This window comes from Mucilaginibacter aquatilis, assembly GCF_009755275.1.
GTDB classification, from domain to species: domain Bacteria; phylum Bacteroidota; class Bacteroidia; order Sphingobacteriales; family Sphingobacteriaceae; genus Mucilaginibacter; species Mucilaginibacter aquatilis.
In genome coordinates this window covers 154,779-173,766 of record NZ_WQLA01000007.1, presented here as the reverse complement: position 1 = coordinate 173,766, position 18,988 = coordinate 154,779, and the positions used below count along the sequence as shown (strand labels likewise).

The window sequence follows — 18,988 nt, the reverse complement described above, 5'->3', positions numbered from 1 at the left end:
TCATCTCACAAGCCTCAGTTTAAACATGTCTTTAAAATCTGCCGTAAAACAAGCTTTATTAAAATTCAGATTACGTGGTGTAAACTATCGTAACCTGATTGATCCATACACCTACATTGGTAAGTTCACTACGCTTAAAACAGCTGATGACAGAAGCATCATAAACTTTAATCAGCATGTTGATCTGCATAACTATGTGTCATTAATAGCCGAAGATGGTGGTGAGATAACATTCGGTAAGCGCGTGTCTATAGGCGACTACTCTACCTTAAGGGCAAGCCGCGCTAAAATCAGCATTGGCAATAACACTATGCTTGGGCAAGGCGTGAAGCTTATTTCAACCAACCACGCCTATAAAGATAAAAGTCGCCTTATTCATGACCAAGACATTGATACCGAGAAAATTGGTATAACCATTGGTGCCGACTGCTGGCTGGGAGCAGGTTGTGTTGTTTTACCAGGTGTTAAAATTGCCGATGGTGTAGTAGTAGGTGCAAACGCTGTTGTTACCAAAGATGTGCCCGAATATGCTATAGTGGTAGGTATTCCAGCCAAAATCATCAGTTACAGGTCTTAAATTATGGAAAATAAAATCATAGTTCATGTTTCGCAAATAGACATCTCGCCCGAAACAGGTATGGGCCGGGTTGAATATTTTTGGAAAGATGCATTTGAAAGAGCTGGTTACCAGTTTATTCATATAGGGCCTGCTCAGGTAGGTCCGCTGAAACATACGGCTTTGTTTCCGCGCAAAGCCTATCAGTATTTTAAAGGCCTTAAAATAAAGCCTGTTAGTTTCATTGTTCATGAACCTTCCGCAGGTGTTTTTGCAAAAAAAGGTATACCATGTTTTGTAGAAAGCCATGGCGTTGAGCGTCGGTATTGGGATGCAACCTTGAATGGCACAGTACCCGGAGCCGATGATGAACCTATTAAGTGGCGCACAAAGATACTTTTCCCTATATGGCGCTTAAGCGGATGCGATAAAGGCCTACGCCATGCTGACAAGCTTTTACTGATTAATACAGACGATAAAGAATACGTTAAACAAAAGTATAACCGTAGCGAGCAAGACATCTATGTATTTAAAAATGGTGTAACGCCAATTGCTGATGTTAAGGTGTCTGAACATGCCGGTTTTACAGTGCTGTTTAATGCAAGTTGGGTTATACGTAAAGGCATTAAAATTTTAGTTAAAGCCGCCGAACTACTGCAAAAAGAAGGTTTGCAGATTAATTATCTACTGATTGGTACAAGTAAAGACGAGCAAACCGTTTTAAACGACTGGCCCGAAACTCTTAAGCCAAACGTGAAAGTGGTTCCGCGCTTTAAACAGCAAGATGAGGTTAATTATTTAGCCAAAGCCTCTGTGTTGGTGTTACCCAGTTATGCCGAAGGTCAGCCCCTTAGCCTATTACAAGCTATGGCGGCGGGCAAATGCGTCATTACTTCCAACAGCGATGGGCAAAAAGATATGATTACAAATGGCGTAAACGGTTTCCTGTTTACAAATGGAAATTATATTGAGCTTGCAACAGCTATAAAACATTGTTATAGTAACCCGCAAATAGTTGCCGAAGTTGGGAAAAACGCTCTGGCTTATACGGCAAACCGTAATTGGCAAAAAGTATCAGACCAGGTTGTTGAATTTGTTTTAGCTAATAGCAAATCATAATATGAGCTACTTTTTACAGCACGGCTTTTTTGTGTTAAAAGTAAGATACTTAAATAAATTAAGCAGTGGGTTACGCAAGTTACGCTACGGTTTACTGGGAATGAAAGTTGGCGAAAACACTACATTGCCATCAGTTCACGTTACGTGGCCACATCAGGTAGCCATTGGAAACAATTGTTTACTTGAGCGTAGTATCTATTTTAAATATGACGGAATTTGGAAACTAGGTCCGTCAATTAATATTCACAACAACGTTTTTGTAGGAACGGGATGTGAATTCAATATCACTAAAGGCATAACCATTGGCAACGACTCACTTATTGCCTCAGGATGCCGTTTTATTGATCACGATCATGGTATGCAGCAAGGCCAGTTAATGCGTATACAAAATGGCCCTGAAGAAGCTATTAGCGTAGGCCAGAATGTATGGATTGGCTGCAATGTAGTAGTATTAAAAGGCGTAACGATTGGTGACGGAGCAATTGTGGCTGCGGGCTCAGTGGTTACCAAGAGTATTCCTTCAAATGAAATTTGGGGAGGGGTGCCTGCAAAAAAAATTAAAGACAGGTAAAACCAAAAAGCATTAATATTAAAGGATAGTCTGATAGTTAAATGTTACTATAAAATAAGGAATTTAAATATTTATATTATCTTTAGCCATTGTAAGTAAAAACGATAATAAAATAAGGTATTTTTTGAAAGAATTAATAAATTCAATCATTTAAAATTCAATTTTTGTCACTTACTACACCATCTACCTGTTTTGAAAATATTATTTTTATCATACAAGTTCTACCCTGATGTGGGTGGCATTGAAACCATGTCTGACGTGGTTTGCAATGCTTTACACGCCCGCGGATATGAGATAAAGGTAGTAACTACATCCGCAGCAAACGCTGCAACACAAAACCGTGATTATCCTGTAATTCGAAATCCATCAAAAATGCAGTTGCTAAAACTACATTTTTGGGCCGATCTTGTATTTGAGAATAACCCTAGCCTGAATTTGTCATGGCCAAATTTGCTAAGCGGTAAACCTTTAGTAGTAGCATTACACACCTGGATTGCCAGGGTTGATGGTCAAAAGGGTATTCAAGATAAGCTTAAACAGTTTTGGTTGAAAAAAGCCGAAAGTGTAATAGCATGTAGTAAAGCCATTGCATTAGCCTGCCATCCTGGAGCCACCGTAATACCAAATCCTTATAACGACGACTTGTTTAAAGTTAAACCCGAAATTCGTCGTGATAAGAAGTTTGTTTTTTTGGGTAGGTTGGTTTCTGATAAGGGAGCAATTATAGCCTTAAAGGCTTTTCACGGGTTCATTACAAAGTCAGGAGATACAAACGCAACTCTAACTATTATTGGTCAGGGTCCTGAGTTAGAGAGTCTTCAACGTGAGGCTCAAAATCTTCAGATAGATGGTAAAGTGTTTTTTGAAGGCACCAAAAAAGGTGAGGCTTTAGTAGATACGTTAAATCAGCATCAATATATGCTCATTCCTTCTGTTTGGGAGGAGCCTTTTGGCTTGGTGGCTCTTGAAGGGATGGCCTGCGGCTGTATACCTGTAGCATCAAATAGCGGCGGATTAAGTGAAGCTGTAGGTAAAGGAGGCATCTTATTTGAAAAAGGAAATGTTGACGATCTTGTTGCTAAACTTCTTAACTTAGAAAACGACCAACAACTCAAACAAACGCTTCTACAAAACGGCGTTGAGCACCTCAATTTGCACAAACAAGCTTATGTTATGGATAAATATGTTCATGCTATTAATCAGGCACTAAATAAATAACAGCATGGGTAAAGTTATTGTATTGCATCCAACCGGAAATACGTTTTTAAGAGCAATTGCAACAAGCTTGGCAAATGCAGGCAAGTTGGAGGCTTTTTACACTTCAGTGGCTTCTTTCCCTGGTTCAACGCTGCAAAAGCTTGGTGGAATTGGGCCGTTGAGTGAAATTAAACGTCGTGAATTTGATCCCATTCTGCAGCCTTATACGCATATGTACCCGTGGATTGAGTTAGGGCATGTAATAAGTAATAAACTTAAATTCAAAAGTCTTACTGCACACGAAAAAGGTGTGTTTAGTATGGATAACATTTATCAAAGTTTAGATAAGCATGTTGCTGGCCAGCTTTCAAAATTTTCAAAAGCGAGTTTAAGCAGTGTTTATGCGTACGAAGACGGTGCATTGGCCACGTTTGAAAAAGCAAAAGCCATGAATTTAAAACGCGCATATGATTTACCCATTGCTTATTGGGAAACGGGCCGCAGACTAATGAGCGAAGAAGCTGAGCGTTTGCCACAATGGGCGGTAACGCTGGGTGGTGGTATACAAGATTCGCCAGCAAAGCTTGAGCGTAAGGTTGCCGAATTGCAACTGGCAGATGCGGTTATAGTGCCAGGCAATTTTGTAAAAGATTCACTGCCTGATTGGGCTCAAAATAAAGAGGTTATAGTTTCTCCTTTTGGTTCGCCGGTAACTCCAAGCTATAATGCTGCTACAAAACAACGCGACCCTAATAAGCCGCTACGAGTATTATTTGCAGGTTCAATGGGTCAGCGTAAAGGGTTAGGAGATTTGTTTGAGGCTGTAAAAATGCTTAACACTGCTAATGTTGAATTGGTGGTTATGGGTTCATTATTAACTGATGCAGGTTTCTATAAAAATCAGTTCTCGGGTTTTACTTACGAAAAAGGACGTCCTCATGCGCAGGTGCTCGAATTAATGCGCACTTGTGATGTTTTCTGCTTACCTTCAATTGTTGAAGGCAGGGCATTGGTTATGCAGGAAGCCATGAGCCAGGGACTGCCGCTTATTATAACGCCTAACACCGGTGGTGATGATTTGGTTATAGAGGGCGAAACAGGTTTCCTGGTGCCAATCAGATCGCCAGAATTAATTGCCGAAAAGATTACATGGTTTCTTGAAAATAGAGACAAGATACAACATATGGGCTTACGTGCACAACAACATGCGGCAGCCTATACCTGGGAGAAGTACGCAAGTAACATTTTGCCTGCTATTATTTAGTAAATGAGATTGCCTTGATAATAGTCAAAGACATATTAAGTTTTTTAAAGAGCTTTAAAAAGGACAAAAAGCGTCGTTTAAGTAATAAAGAAAAACAGATTGCTGATTTAAAGCGCTGGATTTGGATATACTTTTGGCTTTTGATTTTTGAAGGTGCTTTGCGTAAATGGGTGTTGCCTTTTTTGGCTACGCCACTCCTCATTGTGCGCGACCCTATAGCTATAATTCTTATTGTTAAAGCCCAAAACGCCGGCTATTTTAAAATTAATACAAATATAATGGTGGCGTGGCTGGTCACTGTTATATCTTTAATTATGGCGTTGCTGGTTGGGCATCATAATATTTATGTGGCACTTTTTGGTGCGCGTATAATGTTTTTGCACTTCCCTTTGATATTTATAATTGGCGCCATATTTAACCGGGATGATGTTTTAAGGCTGGGTGAGATTGTGCTATGGCTAGCCATACCGATGACTGTTTTAATTGGATTACAGTTTTACAGTCCGCAAAGTGCCTGGGTTAACCGTGGCATAGGTGGTGATGAGGCCGGAGGTGGCTTTGCCGGTGCCATGGGTTATTTCAGACCACCCGGAACGTTTTCTTTTACCAATGGGGTCGTATCATTCTTTGGTTTAGTTGGAGCCTACGTTTTCTACTTTTGGCTGGATGAAAGTTTAGTTATCAAAAAGTGGTTTTTAATAGTGGTTACAGGCTGCCTTGTTGCGGCTATACCGCTTTCAATCAGCCGTACATTTTTGTTTCAAATTATTATTAGTGCCCTGTTTGCTACTATTGTAGCCATACGTAATCCGCGGCTTACCGGTAAATTTGCTATGGCGGGCATTGCTGTATTTATATTGCTTACCGTATTAGGTAAAGCCAGTTTTTTTCAAACAGGTACGCAGGCATTTAATGAGCGCCTCACCGTAGCAAACAACGCTGAAGGCGGTACAGAGGGCGTGTTTTTCGGGCGCTTTATTGGTGGTTTGCTTGGCGGTTTAACTGAAAATGAAAAGGTGCCGTTTTTTGGATATGGCTTGGGTTTAGGCACCAACGCAGGTGCGCGCTTGCAAACCGGTACAAACAAATTTCTCTTCAACGCCGAAGTTGAATGGGGGCGTATAATTGGCGAAATGGGATTTTTGCTTGGCGTAATAATCATTTTTATAAGGGTTGGCGTTACGCTCGATGTTACACTAAAGTCATACTCGGCATTGGCAAAGAAGAATTTTTTACCTTGGATGCTGCTTAGTTTTATTTTGGTAAATCTTGCCCAGGGACAATGGGCGCAGCCAACAGCTTTAGGATTTGGTGCGTTAACCGGAGGCTTAATCTTTGCCGCTCTGAGACAGAATAAGAAAAAGTTTATAGCTCGTTCATGAAAATTATCCTGATATCAAATTATATACCCGACAGGCAGGAAAGCATGAAACGTTTTGCCGAAATGTTGCATCGCGAATACCCGAAACGCGGCGTTGAAACCGAATTGTGGTTCCCCAATGTGATATTAGGAACAGGATTTAAATCAACCAATACAGGCATAGGTAAGTGGTTGGGGTATATTGATAAATGGATTTTATTTCCACTTATAATTCGCTGGCGCATTCTGATTAAAGGCTTAAATAAGCCCGACGTTTCATTTCATGTTTGCGATCATTCAAACTCTCCTTATCTGGCGCACCTCCCCGCAAATAAAACGGTGATTACGGCGCATGATATGATTGCCATACGTGGTGGTTTAGGATATGCCGATTCGCATCAGCAGGCTTCTTCTTTTGGCAAAATCCTCCAAAAGTGGATTTTGGGTAACCTGAAAAAAGCGAAAAAACTTGCATCTGTATCTGCATTTACACTTAACCAGTTAAAAGAGCTTGCACCCGACGCAAGTGCCAACTACACAAACTGGAAAGTTATATTAAATCCATTCAACGCTGATTTTGGAAAACTAAACGCCGATCAGATTCATCAAATATTATCTACATCAGGGTTAGCCATAAACCAAAACTTTATATTGCATATTGGTTCGGGCCTGCAGCGAAAGAACCGTGTTATGCTGGTAAAAATGGTAGAGGAGCTAGGGACAAAATGGAGCGGTTTGGTTTGTTATGCAGGTGAAGAACCTGACACAGACCTTTTAAACGCTGTTGATAAAGCAGGCCTCAAAGAGCGTGTTATTTTTATCAGCAAACCCTCACATGAATTATTACGTGCGTTGTACAATGCTTGTGAGGCCTTTGTATTTCCATCATTTAACGAGGGCTTTGGCTGGCCTCTTATTGAGGCACAGGCATGTGGTGCTGCAGTAATAGCAAGTAGTTATGAACCCATGCCCGAAATTAGCGGCGGAGCAGCGCTTTATGCCGATCCTCATAGTCCTTCAGAATTTGCTCAAGCATTGATCAAGTTGCAAGATGAAGCGCTAAAAAATGATTTGATTACAAGAGGTTTTCAAAATTGTGAGCGTTTTGAAATGGAAAAAATTATTCAGCAATATATAGCATTAGATAAACTGCCGGTAGCTTAATAACATGTTTTTAAAACTAATAGCATTAATACTTCCTTGGTCGCTAAAAAGGCGGGCACTGCAAAAGTGGTTTGGATATAATATTCATCCCTCAGCTAAAGTTGGTTTAGCCTGGGCATTTCCACGAAGTATGACAATGAAGGCAGGTTCGCGCATTGATCATTTTACTACCGCTGTACATCTTGATTATATTGAGCTTGGACAAAATGCCACAATAGGCAGAAGTAACTGGATTACCGGTTTCAGTACTTATGATACGCAAACCAAACACTTTAAGCATCAACAAAATCGTAAAGCCGAATTGATATTAGGCGAAGAAGCAGCAATTACAAAAAACCATCATATTGATTGCACCAGTGCTATTCATATTGGAAGGTTTTCAACTATTGCAGGTTATAACTCGCAGTTACTTACTCACTCAATTGATGTATTTGAAAACAGGCAAGACAGCTCACCAATAACAATTGGCGATTATTGCTTTGTAGGAACTAACGTTGTGGTTCTTGGGGGATCTGTTTTACCTTCACATTCGGTTTTGGGTGCAAAATCGTTATTAAGTAAAACATTTTCTGATACCTGGACATTGTACGCCGGAGTTCCGGCAAAGGCCATTAAAATCATACCGCAAACTGCTAAATATTTTACCCGAACAGAAGGCTTCGTGCATTAATCGCTTATGAAAATTCTTTTTATCGTTCCTTCTTACAAGCCGGCTTACATTTATGGAGGCCCTATAGTTGTGGTAGCCTTACTTGCCGAAGAGTTAGTTAAGGCCGGGCACGAAGTTGTTGTTTACACCACAACGGCCAACGGCAAAAGTGAATTGGATGTTATTCCCGGACAAGAGCTTTTAGTGGATGGCGTTAAAGTAACTTATTTTAAGCGCGTAACTGGCGACCATACCCACGCCTCTCCGGACTTATGGAAGCACCTGGGAAAAACGGTAAAGCAATTCGATGCCGTTCACATACATTCCTGGTGGAACTTGTTGGTAATTGGTGCAGCATGGGTTTGCAGGCGTAATGGTGTTAAACCTATTTTGTCGCCGCATGGTATGTTCAGCAATTACATTTTGGAGACTAATAACTCCGGCAAGAAGCGGTGGATTCATAAACTGTTAGGAAGAAAGTTGCTTGAATATAGCTGGCTTCACGTTTCAACTCAATTGGAGTGGGAAGAATCAAAGGCTATAATACCAAGCTGGAAGGGCGCGGTAATACCTAACCTGGTGAAGTTATCTGATAAGCGATATCCGCGTGTTAAAAACGACATCTTCACAGTAGCTTTTTTGTCGCGTGTTGATCCGAAGAAAGGCCTTGATGTTTTGATAAAGGCTTTGAGTAAGGTTGATTTTGATTATCATTTGAAAATTGCTGGTTCTGGTGAAGAAGAGTACCTTAACTCGCTTAAAGAATTAGCAAAAGAGTGCGGTAACGCCGATAAGCTTGAATGGGTAGGTTGGAAAAGCGGTGAAGATAAATTTGAGTATCTTTCTGGTGTAGACTTATTTGCGCTTACCTCTCATAGCGAAAACTTTGCTATAGTTGTAATTGAGTCGCTTTCGGTAGGCACACCTGTGATGATAAGTAAAAACGTAGGCCTTTACAACTATGTACAAAGTAATAACCTGGGCTGGGTTACGAGCATGGATATTCAAGAAATTGCATCTCAGCTAAATACAATAGTACAGTCTAAGGAAAAGCTCGAGCGCATCAATACTCAGGTACCGGAAATTATTCATCATGAATACAATGGACAAGTGTTGGCCAACCAATATTTAGATTTGTACCAAAAGGCAGGTTCAGGTAAGCTGAAATAATTTTAAACATCTAATTTTTACCATATGGAAATTGGACAAAGTGTTTTGCAAGTACTAATACTTACAAAAAACGAAGAGCCTAATATTAAGAGAGTGCTTGACAAGCTAACCTGGGCTGAAAAAGTTGTTATACTTGATAGTGGAAGTACAGACGAGACACTAGCAATTGTAAACCATTACACTAATACAGAAGTAGTTTACAGACCATTTGACAGCTTTGCACAGCAGTGCAACTACGGGCTTTCATTGCTTAACAGCAAATGGGTATTAAGCCTTGATGCCGATTATGTTTTGACAGATGATTTTATTACCGAAACCAAGCAAATACTTTCACTAACAGGTGATACTAATGTTGGTTATTATACAAAGTTTGAGTTTTTAGTATTTGGCAGGCAATTATTGAGTAACAATACTACACCGCGGGCTGTATTATTCAAGCATGATGCAGGATCTTATTTTGATGACGGGCATGCTCATCGCCTTAAAATTGAAGGCCCAACCGGTAACTATAAAGCCAAAATTTTGCATGATGACAGGAAGTCGTTATCAAGATGGTTGGCTAATCAGGATGGATATTCGGTTAAGGAAACGCATAAATTATTGCATAACAACGGCGAAAAGTTGTCATTCAGTGCCAGAATCCGCCGTAACAAGGTAGTGGCGCCCTTCTTTGTATTCTTTTACTCACTATTTGTAAAAGGATTGATTTTTAACGGTTGGGCCGGATGGCACTACACTTTACAGCGCACCATGGTTGAAATGCTAATGGCTATAAGGCTTATAGAAGAAGAAAAATTAAAATAGATCACGCTATATTGATTTTCGGCAACACGTTTTTTTTGAATAACTTACACAAGTGTTAATCAACTTACTTTAAATATCTAATCTCTTGAAAAACAATAAATTACCTATTGTTGCACAGTTCCTTGGGCTATTCGTAGCACTTGTTTTCTTTTCATCATGTTCATACAGGTCTAAAAACACGCTTTTTCATACGCGTGAAAAGTTAAATGTTGATAGCGTTAAAGATGTTTATGTGATGCAACGTGGCAGCGATCCCGACCAAAAAGCTCATATAATTTCTAGAAATGATATTATAACAATTCGCAACCTTCAAAATCCTAATCTTATATCTGGTTTATCATCAGGTATGGAGTTTGCTACAACGGCAATGGTTTACAGGGTTGATGTTGACAGCACAGTAGCTTTGCCGGTAATTGGTCGTGTTAATTTGGTTGGTCTTACCATAATACAAGCTGAGAACAAGCTCAAAGAAATTTATCAGAAGCCGCCACTTATGCTGCGCGATCCTATTATAAATATTCTGGTTACTAACGCAAAAGTAACAGTGTTGGGCGAGGTAGGCAGGCAAGGTAATTTTTTGCTTACCAAAGAGCGTACAAGTTTGATTGAATTACTTGGCGATGCAGGCGGATTAACGCCTCGCTCTAATAAGAAAACGGTTCAAATTATCAGAGGTAACCCTAAAGATCCTCAGGTGATTTATGTGAATATGCGAAACATTGACGTTTTAGCAAGCGATAAAATTTATCTTCAAAACAATGATATCGTTTACGTTCAACCAAACCGTTTCTCGTTGGGACTTGAGCAATTACAGCAAACATTGCCCTTTCTTAGTGCCTTTACGTTGCTGTTAAATACAGGTTTGCTTATCGACAGGTTGAGCAATTCCAACCGTTAATATTTATTGTCCGGATAAAAATTATAAAGAATAAAAGTCTTTTATGGAAGATAGAAGTGCCGAAATTGAAAATGAGCCGGCAGGTGGTAAGATTAACATAGGGAAAATCCTTCGTGTATTTCTTAGCAAATGGTATTGGATAGTTGCCTGTATTGCAATAATGTTGGCGGGTGCATATGTGTACCTAAAATTTGCTAAAGAAATTTATGCTACAACGGCTATCATCCGTATGGCCGAAACTAAAACTGAGTTTACCGAATTGGTAAACCTTGGAGATCAATCAGCCAGTGACGAAAATGAAACAGAAATGTTCATTTTGAAGTCGCAGAGCTTGTTAGAGAGTGCAGTTAATAATCTTGACTATCCGGTTACTTACTACACTAAGGGTCGTGTTAAAGACGTGAATATTTATCCGCAAAAGCCTTTTCCTATTGAAATTGTTTCAGCCGATAGTTTGTTGCGCGGCGTACCCGATTTTGAGGTTACGCGTAAGGATGGTGCAAGCTTTACCCTGGCTTACGAAAAAGGTGGCGATGAGGTGAAACGCAACTACAAATTTGGACAGATGATCACCTTTGATCAGCTTAAGTTTATTATTCGTAGTGGTTTAAATATGGGTAGCCATACCTACCGCATTCATTTCAACACAGTACCTGAATTGGTTAATGAAGTAAGAAGGGGTTATAGTATAACACCGGGTGGCAAAACCAAAATTATGTCTTTGAGACTATCAGGACCTAATCCGGTTTTGATTGCCGATATTTTAAATACAATTATTGAAGAATACATCAAAAATGACGCTGGTCGTAAAAAACAGGCTGCAACACAAACCATTGATTTTATTGATAGCCAGTTATTGCAATTTTCACAGCAGGTTAATAAGTCACAAGATGAACTTTCGAATTACAAGAAGAATAATGATATAGTTAACCTGAGTGCAAAGGGCAACCAATTGTTAGCGGAGGTAAATTCAAATGAGCAAGCTAAAAATCAATTAGAAATTGAACAGCTTTATATTCAACAACTGGAAACAGAGATGAAGCAAAACCGTAATGCTATTACCCTTAACCTTGGTTTAGGTGGTCAAACGGAATCTTTGTTATCTACGCTGATAGCAAACCTCAACAACCTTATTAAAGATCGTAACGTTAAATTAGAGCAGTTCGACGAGCAATCATCATTAATCCAGGTTATCGACAATCAAATTAACGAGATTAAAAGGGCTGCTATGAATAACATACGGTTGTTGAAAGACCGTAATAATAAAACAATAAGATTTTTGGATAGTGAAAATGCCAAATTAAAACAGAATTTGCGCGCCTATCCAACAGATGAGCAAAACCTATTTAACCTGCAAAGCAATTTCGATATCAAACAAAAGATATATACTTACCTTAACGAAAAAAAGCTTGAATCGGAGATAAGCAGGGCAGCAACTGTAGCTAACGCAAGTGTTGTTGAAAATGCTAAACCCAACTTTGCATTGGTTAGTCCTATATCTGCAAGCATCTACCAGAATGCCATCATTTTTGGCTTGATGCTGGGCTTGGGATTGATCTTTTTAGCGCGTGCGCTAAACCCTTATTTGCATGACCCTGCGGAGGTGCAAATAGCTTCTACCGTGCCTATTTTAGGTATGATAAAGAAGAACAATGAGGTTTTGAACGAAGATGAGAAACAAAGCCTTGATCTTTTAAGTTCAAAGTCGGCTTTTGCTGAAGCAATACGCTCGGTAAGAACCAACCTGAGCTTCATGCAAGCCGATCAGGCGTCAAAGATAATTTGTATAACTTCTGAAGTTGCGGGTGAAGGTAAATCATTCGTATCGGTCAACTTATCAAACAGTTTATGCCTTATGGATAAAAAGGTAGTGCTTATAGCTGCCGATTTAAGAAGGTCACGCCTTCATAAAACTTTTGATATGTCTCCTGATCATAAGGGTTTAAGCGAATACCTATCTAATCAGGCGTCACTGGAAAATATTACCAACAAAACTGTTATTGAAAACCTGACATTTATATCATCAGGAAAAATTCCACCAAATCCGTCGGAGTTATTGCATCGAGATAGAATGAAAGAGTTGCTGGTAATTTTAAGACAGCAATATGATTACATTATTATTGATACGGCACCGGTAGGACTGATTTCCGATTCTATTCCGCTTATTCAGATGTCTGACATTAACATTTTTGTCATTCGTTCAGGTGTATCAAAAATAAGCGCTGTTAAACTTCCTGCACGTATTGACCGTGAATACCGCATGAATAAATCGAGCATTATTATGAATGCGTTTGAACCAAACGCATTCAGGGCAAGTTTCTTCTCGGCAGATAGCACTGAAGGAAATTATAATAGTTATTATTACGCCGATTACAATTACAACTCGCCGTATTACGATGATGAGCCGGTGAAAAAATCTTTCTGGAAAAAGATTTTCGGTAAATAAATATTGAATGAATAATTTAACCCATTAACATAGCTTACGCTGGTTAATGGGTTTTGTATTTAAAGATTTTGTTAAATGAGTGACATTCTAAAGGAAACTGCACAGCCCTCAAGAGTAAGGTTAGGTGATTTTAATTCAGCAGGTTTTGAGCGTGGAGCAAGTAAATTAAAAGAAGTTTGCTGGTATCTTATTAAGATGATGTTCTTTTTAACAGCGTTTCCATTTCCAAGTAGCTTGAAATGTGCTCTCCTCAAGTTGTTTGGTGCTAAAGTGGGTAACGGTGTAAATATAAAGCCACGCGTAAACATTCATTTCCCTTGGAAAATTTCAATTGGTAATGACTGCTGGCTTGGGGAAGAGGTATTTATTTTGAACTTTGAGAACACCACAATAGGTAACAACGTTTGCATATCACAACGTGCTTTTATTTGTGGAGGTAACCATGATTTCAAACAACCATCCATGCCTTACCGTAATGGTTCAATAACGCTTATGAATGGTTGTTGGGTTGGAGCATCATGCTTTATAGGGCCAGGTGTTACTATTGGAACTGATAGTGTTATTACTGCCGGCAGTATAGTTACCACTAACATTGAAGGTAACGGCATTTATAGGGGTAACCCTGCAACATATGTAAAACAGCGGTGGGCGTAATAATTTGTTACTTTTCAAGTTCTGCTAATACTTGGCAAAAAGCTATATATACAGGTTTTAATAGTTCAGGTGCGGTTAAACCTAAATTTACATTTAGTTCCAGGTAGGGTTGCTCATCGTCACTACCTTCAGGAGTATGTAAGTGTATGCCAAAGTCAAAGTCTTTTAAATTGGTAAATACGCTACGTAATTCCGGGTTTGCAAACAGTTCTCTAACCCGGGTCTCATGGTTTGTTTTTATAATGACGTGCTTATCAAATTCAGGATAGCCGGTGTGTAAATCTTCCATGCCCAAAAATTTGCCAATTGAATCCAGAAAATCTTCATCATGCAGGGCAAATCTAAACGGCGTAGCCACAGCTAATGGAGCAGACAGTTGTGTTATTTCTGAGCCGCCTTCAAATCCGCCGCCCAAGTCAATATCAATGTATAGTTTTATGGTTTTGCCTTCCTGGTTTATTAAAGCTTCGTAATTAAGTATCCCTTGGTCGGCTTGTAAGTCGGCTTCAATTTGTTGCCAGCTATCATTTACACTGCTGCCATTAATCATTTTTTGTGTTTCCATATGCTTATTTAACAGCTCCAACAAACTAATTGTTTATGACGTTTAATCTGCTCCGTTACAGACGCTGTTACACAATTGCTAAAACAATTCAACTCATCGTTTACTTATAATTTAAAAACTATATAACGATGGAAGCTGAAAACACCACACCAATAAACGAAGAAGAGAATCAAAAGGCAAGTACCCGTAATGCTGAGGATACAGAGCTAGGCAATGCACATGATGTTGAGAATAAAGATGCCGGCGAAATGGAAGCCTGGCAGCACGCCTATGATGCATCAACGCCATCATACGAATTAAACGTGGATGTAGGAATTGCTGACAAAACTGAAGAGGGAGAAGAATAGTAGTATTTTTTATTCCTAAAACTTCAAAGTAAACAAAAAGGTCATTTCAATTTAAACCGAAATGACCTTTTTGTTTTGATGCTTAAAGACTGATAAAAGAGTCAAGCAATATTGTAGAGGCGTTATACCTCTTTATCTAAAAATGGGTAGCGGTAATCTTTAGGCGGATCAAAAGTTTCCTTAATGGTGCGTGGTGATGACCAGCGCAGTAAATTTTGCATTGATCCTGCTTTATCATTCGTTCCCGAGCCACGTGCACCACCAAAAGGTTGCTGGCCAACTACAGCACCTGTAGGCTTATCATTTATATAAAAGTTCCCCGCTGCATTTCTTAATCGGGTAGTAGCTTGTGTAACAGCGTAACGGTCTTGTGCAATTATCGAGCCCGTTAATGCATAAGGAGAGGTATTGTCAATGATATTCATGATCTCCTCAAACTGCTCATCCTCATAAACATAAATACTTAAAACCGGCCCAAACAGTTCCTCGCACATGGTTACGTAATAAGGGTCCTGAACCTGTATAACTGTAGGTTGCACAAAGTATCCAACTGATTTATCATAAGTTCCACCCGTGATAATTTCAACATCAGGGTTAGCTTTCGCTTCATCAATGTACTTAGCAAGTTTATCAAATGAAGCCTCTGTAATTACGGCGTTTACAAAGTTTTCAAAATCTTCGGTTGGGCCAACTTTGAAGCTTGCAATATCAGCAATCATCTTTTCTTTCACTGCAGGCCATATTGACTTAGCAATATATGCACGTGAAGCAGCCGAACATTTTTGTCCCTGATATTCAAATGCACCACGTACTAAAGCAGTAGCTACCACTTCGGCGTTAGCGCTTGAATGGGCAAGCACAAAATCTTTGCCGCCTGTTTCGCCCACAATACGTGGGTAACTACGGTAATTGCTGATGTTGTTACCAATTATCTTCCATAAATTTTGGAAAACGTGGGTAGAGCCTGTGAAATGTAAACCAGCAAAATCGCGGTGGGTGAAAATTACATCGCCGGCAACAGGGCCGTCAACATTTATCATATTTATTACACCCGGAGGTAAACCTGCTTCGTTAAAAACCTGCATAATAACGTTTGCAGTATAAAGTTGGGTAGGTGCAGGCTTCCAAACCACTACGTTGCCCATAAGTGCAGGGGCGGCACAAAGGTTACCGGCAATGGCCGTAAAGTTGAAAGGTGTAATTGCAAAAATAAATCCTTCTAAAGGGCGGTGTTCAACCCGGTTCCATACTCCTTTAGATGAAATGGGCTGTTGTGCGTAAATCTCGGTCATGTATTGCACGTTGAAGCGCAAAAAGTCTATAAACTCACATGCCGCATCTATTTCGGCCTGGTAAGCGTTTTTGGATTGGCCCAACATAGTAGCTGCATTGATTTTTGCACGGTAAGGACCAGCCAACAAATCAGCAGCTTTTAAAAATATGGCGGCGCGTTGCTCCCAAGGCATGATTTCCCAGTTTTCTTTGGCAGCTAAAGCCGCATCTATAGCAGCTTTTACATGGCTTGCATCGCCTTCATGAGCGTTAGCCAATAAGTGTTTATGGTCATGCGGAGGACGTACTTCAAGCGTTTTGCCTGTACGCACCTCTTCGCCACCAATATACATAGGTATATCAATAACCTGCGCACGGCCTTCGGCCAGGGCAGCTTTTAAAGCGGCACGCTCAATACTACGCGGACCGTAATTTAAAACCGGCTCGTTTTGAGGTGCCGGTACATTGAAAAATCCTTTTAACATAGGCTTATCTATTTACATACAAAGATACGGGTTAATATGTATTACCAACAATATCTTAAACGTAGCCATATAAAATTACGTAACAATTGCTTTGTTCAAGTGCTAAACAAAGTGTTTCACTGCAATGCTATTAACTCTTACACAATGCCGCCAATTATAATTTGGCTTCAAACCTGTTTTTTATGTTGCGGGAGATATATGTTGCAAGGCCCTTTCCGATAGTGGCAAGATGTTTCATTTCTTCAACATGGCGTTTTCCGGGTTTTGCGTATGAATATAAATAAACATCGCCGCCTTTGAAACGTATTTTTATATAATTGTTGCCAATGTCATAAGCTTCAACGCCTGAGTTGCCACTCAAATCGCTGTATTTAACCATGTATTAATAATAAGTAAATGAGCTCTTTGTTTACTTAGAAGCTTTAGAAAAACGTAAGTTTTAAAGGAGGCTATAATTAAGCAATCCGGCAGTTTATAAGTGCCGGATTGCTTATGTTTTATATTATGCGAGAATGTTTATTTTTTGACATCAACAACCACAATGTTTGGTTTAGGTGGTGTTTTCATGTCTTTGCCAATAAAGAAGCTGGTATGTGGCGGCTGGTTGTAAGCAACATTTTGCCAGGCAATGCTTAGGCGGTATTGCGGGTCGTGCATAAAGGTATAAAAACGGTTTTTAGCCGGAATGGTAGTTGTGAAAATTCGCAATTCTTTTCCATCGCGGGTAGCATAAATCGCTTCTTCGCGCCAATCGCCCAATATATCACCGCTAAGTACCGGGTTTTGCTTAGTGCCGTTGTTGCTTACACAATCATAATTGGCGGCGTTGAACAACATGTCTGCCTTTGAATTCTGATAGTCCCATTTGGTAATGCGCGTGCCATCCAATAGTTCACTTAGCATATCATCATCCCAAAATATTCCAAAGTTAACTGAAGGATTGCGTTCAGATATTTTATTTCCCTTAACGTCAAACATGCCACTTATACCTGCACCTGCAACCCACGATTCGAATCCTGGATAACGGGGATCAACATCTAATGATAAACCTCTTCCGGGACCTTCACCATCTTCACCCGCCTTAACTGATGGGATTTTCCATATCATTTCACCGGTACGCGCATCCCTGAAATTAGCACCTGCATCACCGAAGCGTTCTTGGATATCAAAAACTTCCAGCCCCGGACGATTCGGATCCAAATCAGATACATGCAATGCATCAGCGTGCCCCGTACCGGTGCTGTAAAGACCTTTTCCATTATCATCAACCACCATGGCACCGTACACAATTTCGTCTTTGCCGTCATTGTCAACATCGGCAATGGTCAAATTATGATTTCCCTGTCCGCGGAAACGACGGTTTTCGGCATTGGCGTCGCTATCAAATAACCAGCGCTGTTTTAACTTGCCTTTTTGAAAGTCCCAGGCAACAATAACGGTGCGGGTATAGTAACCACGGCACATTATTAAACTGGGGTGCTTGCCGTCAAGGTAGGCAACCGCTGCAAGGAACCGGTCACTTCTGTTACCCCTGCCATCGCCCCAAACTGCCTTTAATTGTTCCGTAGTAGGATTTTCAGTGTCGGGATGACGTACCGCAACAAAGCCTGTGGTATTAATGGCGGCACCTGTTTGTCCGTTAAAAATGGTTAGATATTCCGGGCCGCTTAAAATATGCCCGTTTTCGTTACGCCATGTTTTGGTTGAATCGCCTATTACTTTTCCCTGGCCATCAATAGTACCATCGGCGGTTTTGCACACAATCTCCGCTTTACCGTCTCCATCAAAATCATAAACCATAAACTGGGTATAATGCGCACCCTCGCGAATGTTGCGCCCTAAATCAATACGCCACAACATAGTGCCGTTGAGTTTATAAGCTTCCAAAATAGGATTTGATGTGATTCCGTTGTGCGAGTTATCATGACCGCGACTTACCTGATGCAAAACTATTTCGTATTCACCATCGCCATCCAAATCACCAACAGATGCATCGTTAGGCTTGTAATCAGCCATGGTTTGCAGCGGTATTGAAAGGTAAGGCTTAGCACCGTTATTTGCCGGTAGTAAAAATGGCTTGCTAACTTCCGATTCCTTGCCGTTTAAAACCGTTTTTACAAAGTAGCTGGTTGCTGCGGTGGAGTCAACATTGCTATCAACGTAATTTGTAGTAGCAGTAATAGGAGAAGAATTGAGTTTAACGGCCGCTTTATTACCTGTACTCTTGTATATATTAAAGGCAATATTATCAGGATCGGTACCCAGCATGCGCCAGCCTACATAAATTTTGCCACCTCCCTGGTTAATTGCCACTACGCCACGCCCAAGTTTTTCCATCATACGTTGTGAAAAGGCGGTTTGATAAGTAATAAAAGACAGCAGGCATGCCGAGCATGCTGCAATGAAATTAAATCGCATAATTGGGTTAGTAAGTCTGGTTATAATTTGCACTAAAATAATATTGCAC

General features: G+C 40.1%; 18 protein-coding genes. 14 read left to right on the top strand and 4 right to left on the bottom strand.

All coding sequences use genetic code 11. From position 1 onward, the window contains the following. Positions 1–25: 25 nt before the first annotated feature. The 13 genes from GO816_RS16710 (at position 26) to GO816_RS16650 (ending at position 13,852) form a co-directional block, all read left to right on the top strand. The gene (locus GO816_RS16710) at positions 26–577 is read left to right on the top strand and encodes an acyltransferase (protein WP_157543093.1); all 552 of its coding nucleotides are present in this window, start codon (positions 26–28) and stop codon (positions 575–577) included. Between the two features lie 3 nt (positions 578–580). Continuing rightward, positions 581–1,675 carry a glycosyltransferase family 4 protein gene (locus GO816_RS16705; RefSeq protein ID WP_157543092.1) on the top strand — a complete coding sequence of 365 codons (1,095 nt, stop codon included), beginning with the start codon at positions 581–583 and terminating at the stop codon, positions 1,673–1,675. Position 1,676: 1 nt separating this feature from the next. Beyond that, positions 1,677–2,246 carry an acyltransferase gene (locus GO816_RS18990; RefSeq protein WP_157543091.1) on the top strand — a complete coding sequence of 190 codons (570 nt, stop codon included), beginning with the start codon at positions 1,677–1,679 and terminating at the stop codon, positions 2,244–2,246. Between the two features lie 192 nt (positions 2,247–2,438). Then, on the top strand, positions 2,439–3,464 hold the full coding sequence (locus GO816_RS16695) for a glycosyltransferase family 4 protein (protein ID WP_157543090.1): 1,026 nt from the start codon (positions 2,439–2,441) through the stop codon (positions 3,462–3,464). A 4-nt stretch (positions 3,465–3,468) separates the two neighbouring features. Further along, the gene (locus tag GO816_RS16690) at positions 3,469–4,707 is read left to right on the top strand and encodes a glycosyltransferase family 4 protein (RefSeq protein ID WP_157543089.1); all 1,239 of its coding nucleotides are present in this window, start codon (positions 3,469–3,471) and stop codon (positions 4,705–4,707) included. Positions 4,708–4,721: 14 nt separating this feature from the next. Continuing rightward, the gene (locus GO816_RS16685) at positions 4,722–6,089 is read left to right on the top strand and encodes a hypothetical protein (protein ID WP_198171549.1); all 1,368 of its coding nucleotides are present in this window, start codon (positions 4,722–4,724) and stop codon (positions 6,087–6,089) included. After that, positions 6,086–7,231 carry a glycosyltransferase family 4 protein gene (locus GO816_RS16680; protein ID WP_157543088.1) on the top strand — a complete coding sequence of 382 codons (1,146 nt, stop codon included), beginning with the start codon at positions 6,086–6,088 and terminating at the stop codon, positions 7,229–7,231. The genes GO816_RS16685 and GO816_RS16680 overlap by 4 nt, the downstream gene beginning before the upstream one ends. A 4-nt stretch (positions 7,232–7,235) precedes the next feature. Next, a complete protein-coding gene (locus tag GO816_RS16675; protein WP_157543087.1) occupies positions 7,236–7,901 on the top strand; it encodes an acyltransferase in 666 nt (221 codons plus the stop codon). A gap of 6 nt (positions 7,902–7,907) precedes the next feature. After that, entirely contained in the window at positions 7,908–9,050 is a 1,143-nt protein-coding gene (locus tag GO816_RS16670; RefSeq protein WP_157543086.1) for an XrtY-associated glycosyltransferase XYAG1, read from the top strand. A 24-nt stretch (positions 9,051–9,074) separates the two neighbouring features. Continuing rightward, the gene (locus GO816_RS16665) at positions 9,075–9,854 is read left to right on the top strand and encodes a glycosyltransferase family 2 protein (protein ID WP_157543085.1); all 780 of its coding nucleotides are present in this window, start codon (positions 9,075–9,077) and stop codon (positions 9,852–9,854) included. A gap of 85 nt (positions 9,855–9,939) precedes the next feature. Continuing rightward, complete coding sequence (locus GO816_RS16660) at positions 9,940–10,752, top strand: polysaccharide biosynthesis/export family protein (RefSeq protein WP_157543084.1); 813 nt, start codon at positions 9,940–9,942, stop codon at positions 10,750–10,752. Between the two features lie 43 nt (positions 10,753–10,795). Then, positions 10,796–13,198: a GumC family protein gene (locus tag GO816_RS16655; protein ID WP_157543083.1), complete on the top strand. Its 2,403-nt coding sequence runs from the start codon at positions 10,796–10,798 to the stop codon at positions 13,196–13,198. A 75-nt stretch (positions 13,199–13,273) separates the two neighbouring features. Then, on the top strand, positions 13,274–13,852 hold the full coding sequence (locus tag GO816_RS16650; protein WP_157543082.1) for a WcaF family extracellular polysaccharide biosynthesis acetyltransferase: 579 nt from the start codon (positions 13,274–13,276) through the stop codon (positions 13,850–13,852). Between the two features lie 7 nt (positions 13,853–13,859). On the opposite strand, the gene GO816_RS16645 is transcribed toward GO816_RS16650, so the two are convergent. Further along, complete coding sequence (locus GO816_RS16645; protein ID WP_198171548.1) at positions 13,860–14,417, bottom strand: hypothetical protein; 558 nt, start codon at positions 14,415–14,417, stop codon at positions 13,860–13,862. A 128-nt stretch (positions 14,418–14,545) separates the two neighbouring features. Here GO816_RS16645 and GO816_RS16640 point away from each other — a divergent pair, with 128 nt between their 5' ends. Next, positions 14,546–14,764 (top strand): hypothetical protein, encoded by a 219-nt coding sequence (locus GO816_RS16640; RefSeq protein ID WP_157543081.1) that lies wholly within the window; start codon positions 14,546–14,548, stop codon positions 14,762–14,764. Positions 14,765–14,886: 122 nt separating this feature from the next. On the opposite strand, the gene pruA is transcribed toward GO816_RS16640, so the two are convergent. The 3 genes from pruA to GO816_RS16625 form a co-directional block, all read right to left on the bottom strand. Continuing rightward, complete coding sequence (gene pruA / locus GO816_RS16635) at positions 14,887–16,521, bottom strand: L-glutamate gamma-semialdehyde dehydrogenase (RefSeq protein ID WP_157543080.1); 1,635 nt, start codon at positions 16,519–16,521, stop codon at positions 14,887–14,889. Positions 16,522–16,675: 154 nt separating this feature from the next. Beyond that, positions 16,676–16,900: a hypothetical protein gene (locus tag GO816_RS16630; protein WP_157543079.1), complete on the bottom strand. Its 225-nt coding sequence runs from the start codon at positions 16,898–16,900 to the stop codon at positions 16,676–16,678. Positions 16,901–17,037: 137 nt separating this feature from the next. After that, positions 17,038–18,939 carry a rhamnogalacturonan lyase gene (locus tag GO816_RS16625; RefSeq protein ID WP_157543078.1) on the bottom strand — a complete coding sequence of 634 codons (1,902 nt, stop codon included), beginning with the start codon at positions 18,937–18,939 and terminating at the stop codon, positions 17,038–17,040. Between the last annotated feature and the right edge of the window lie 49 nt (positions 18,940–18,988).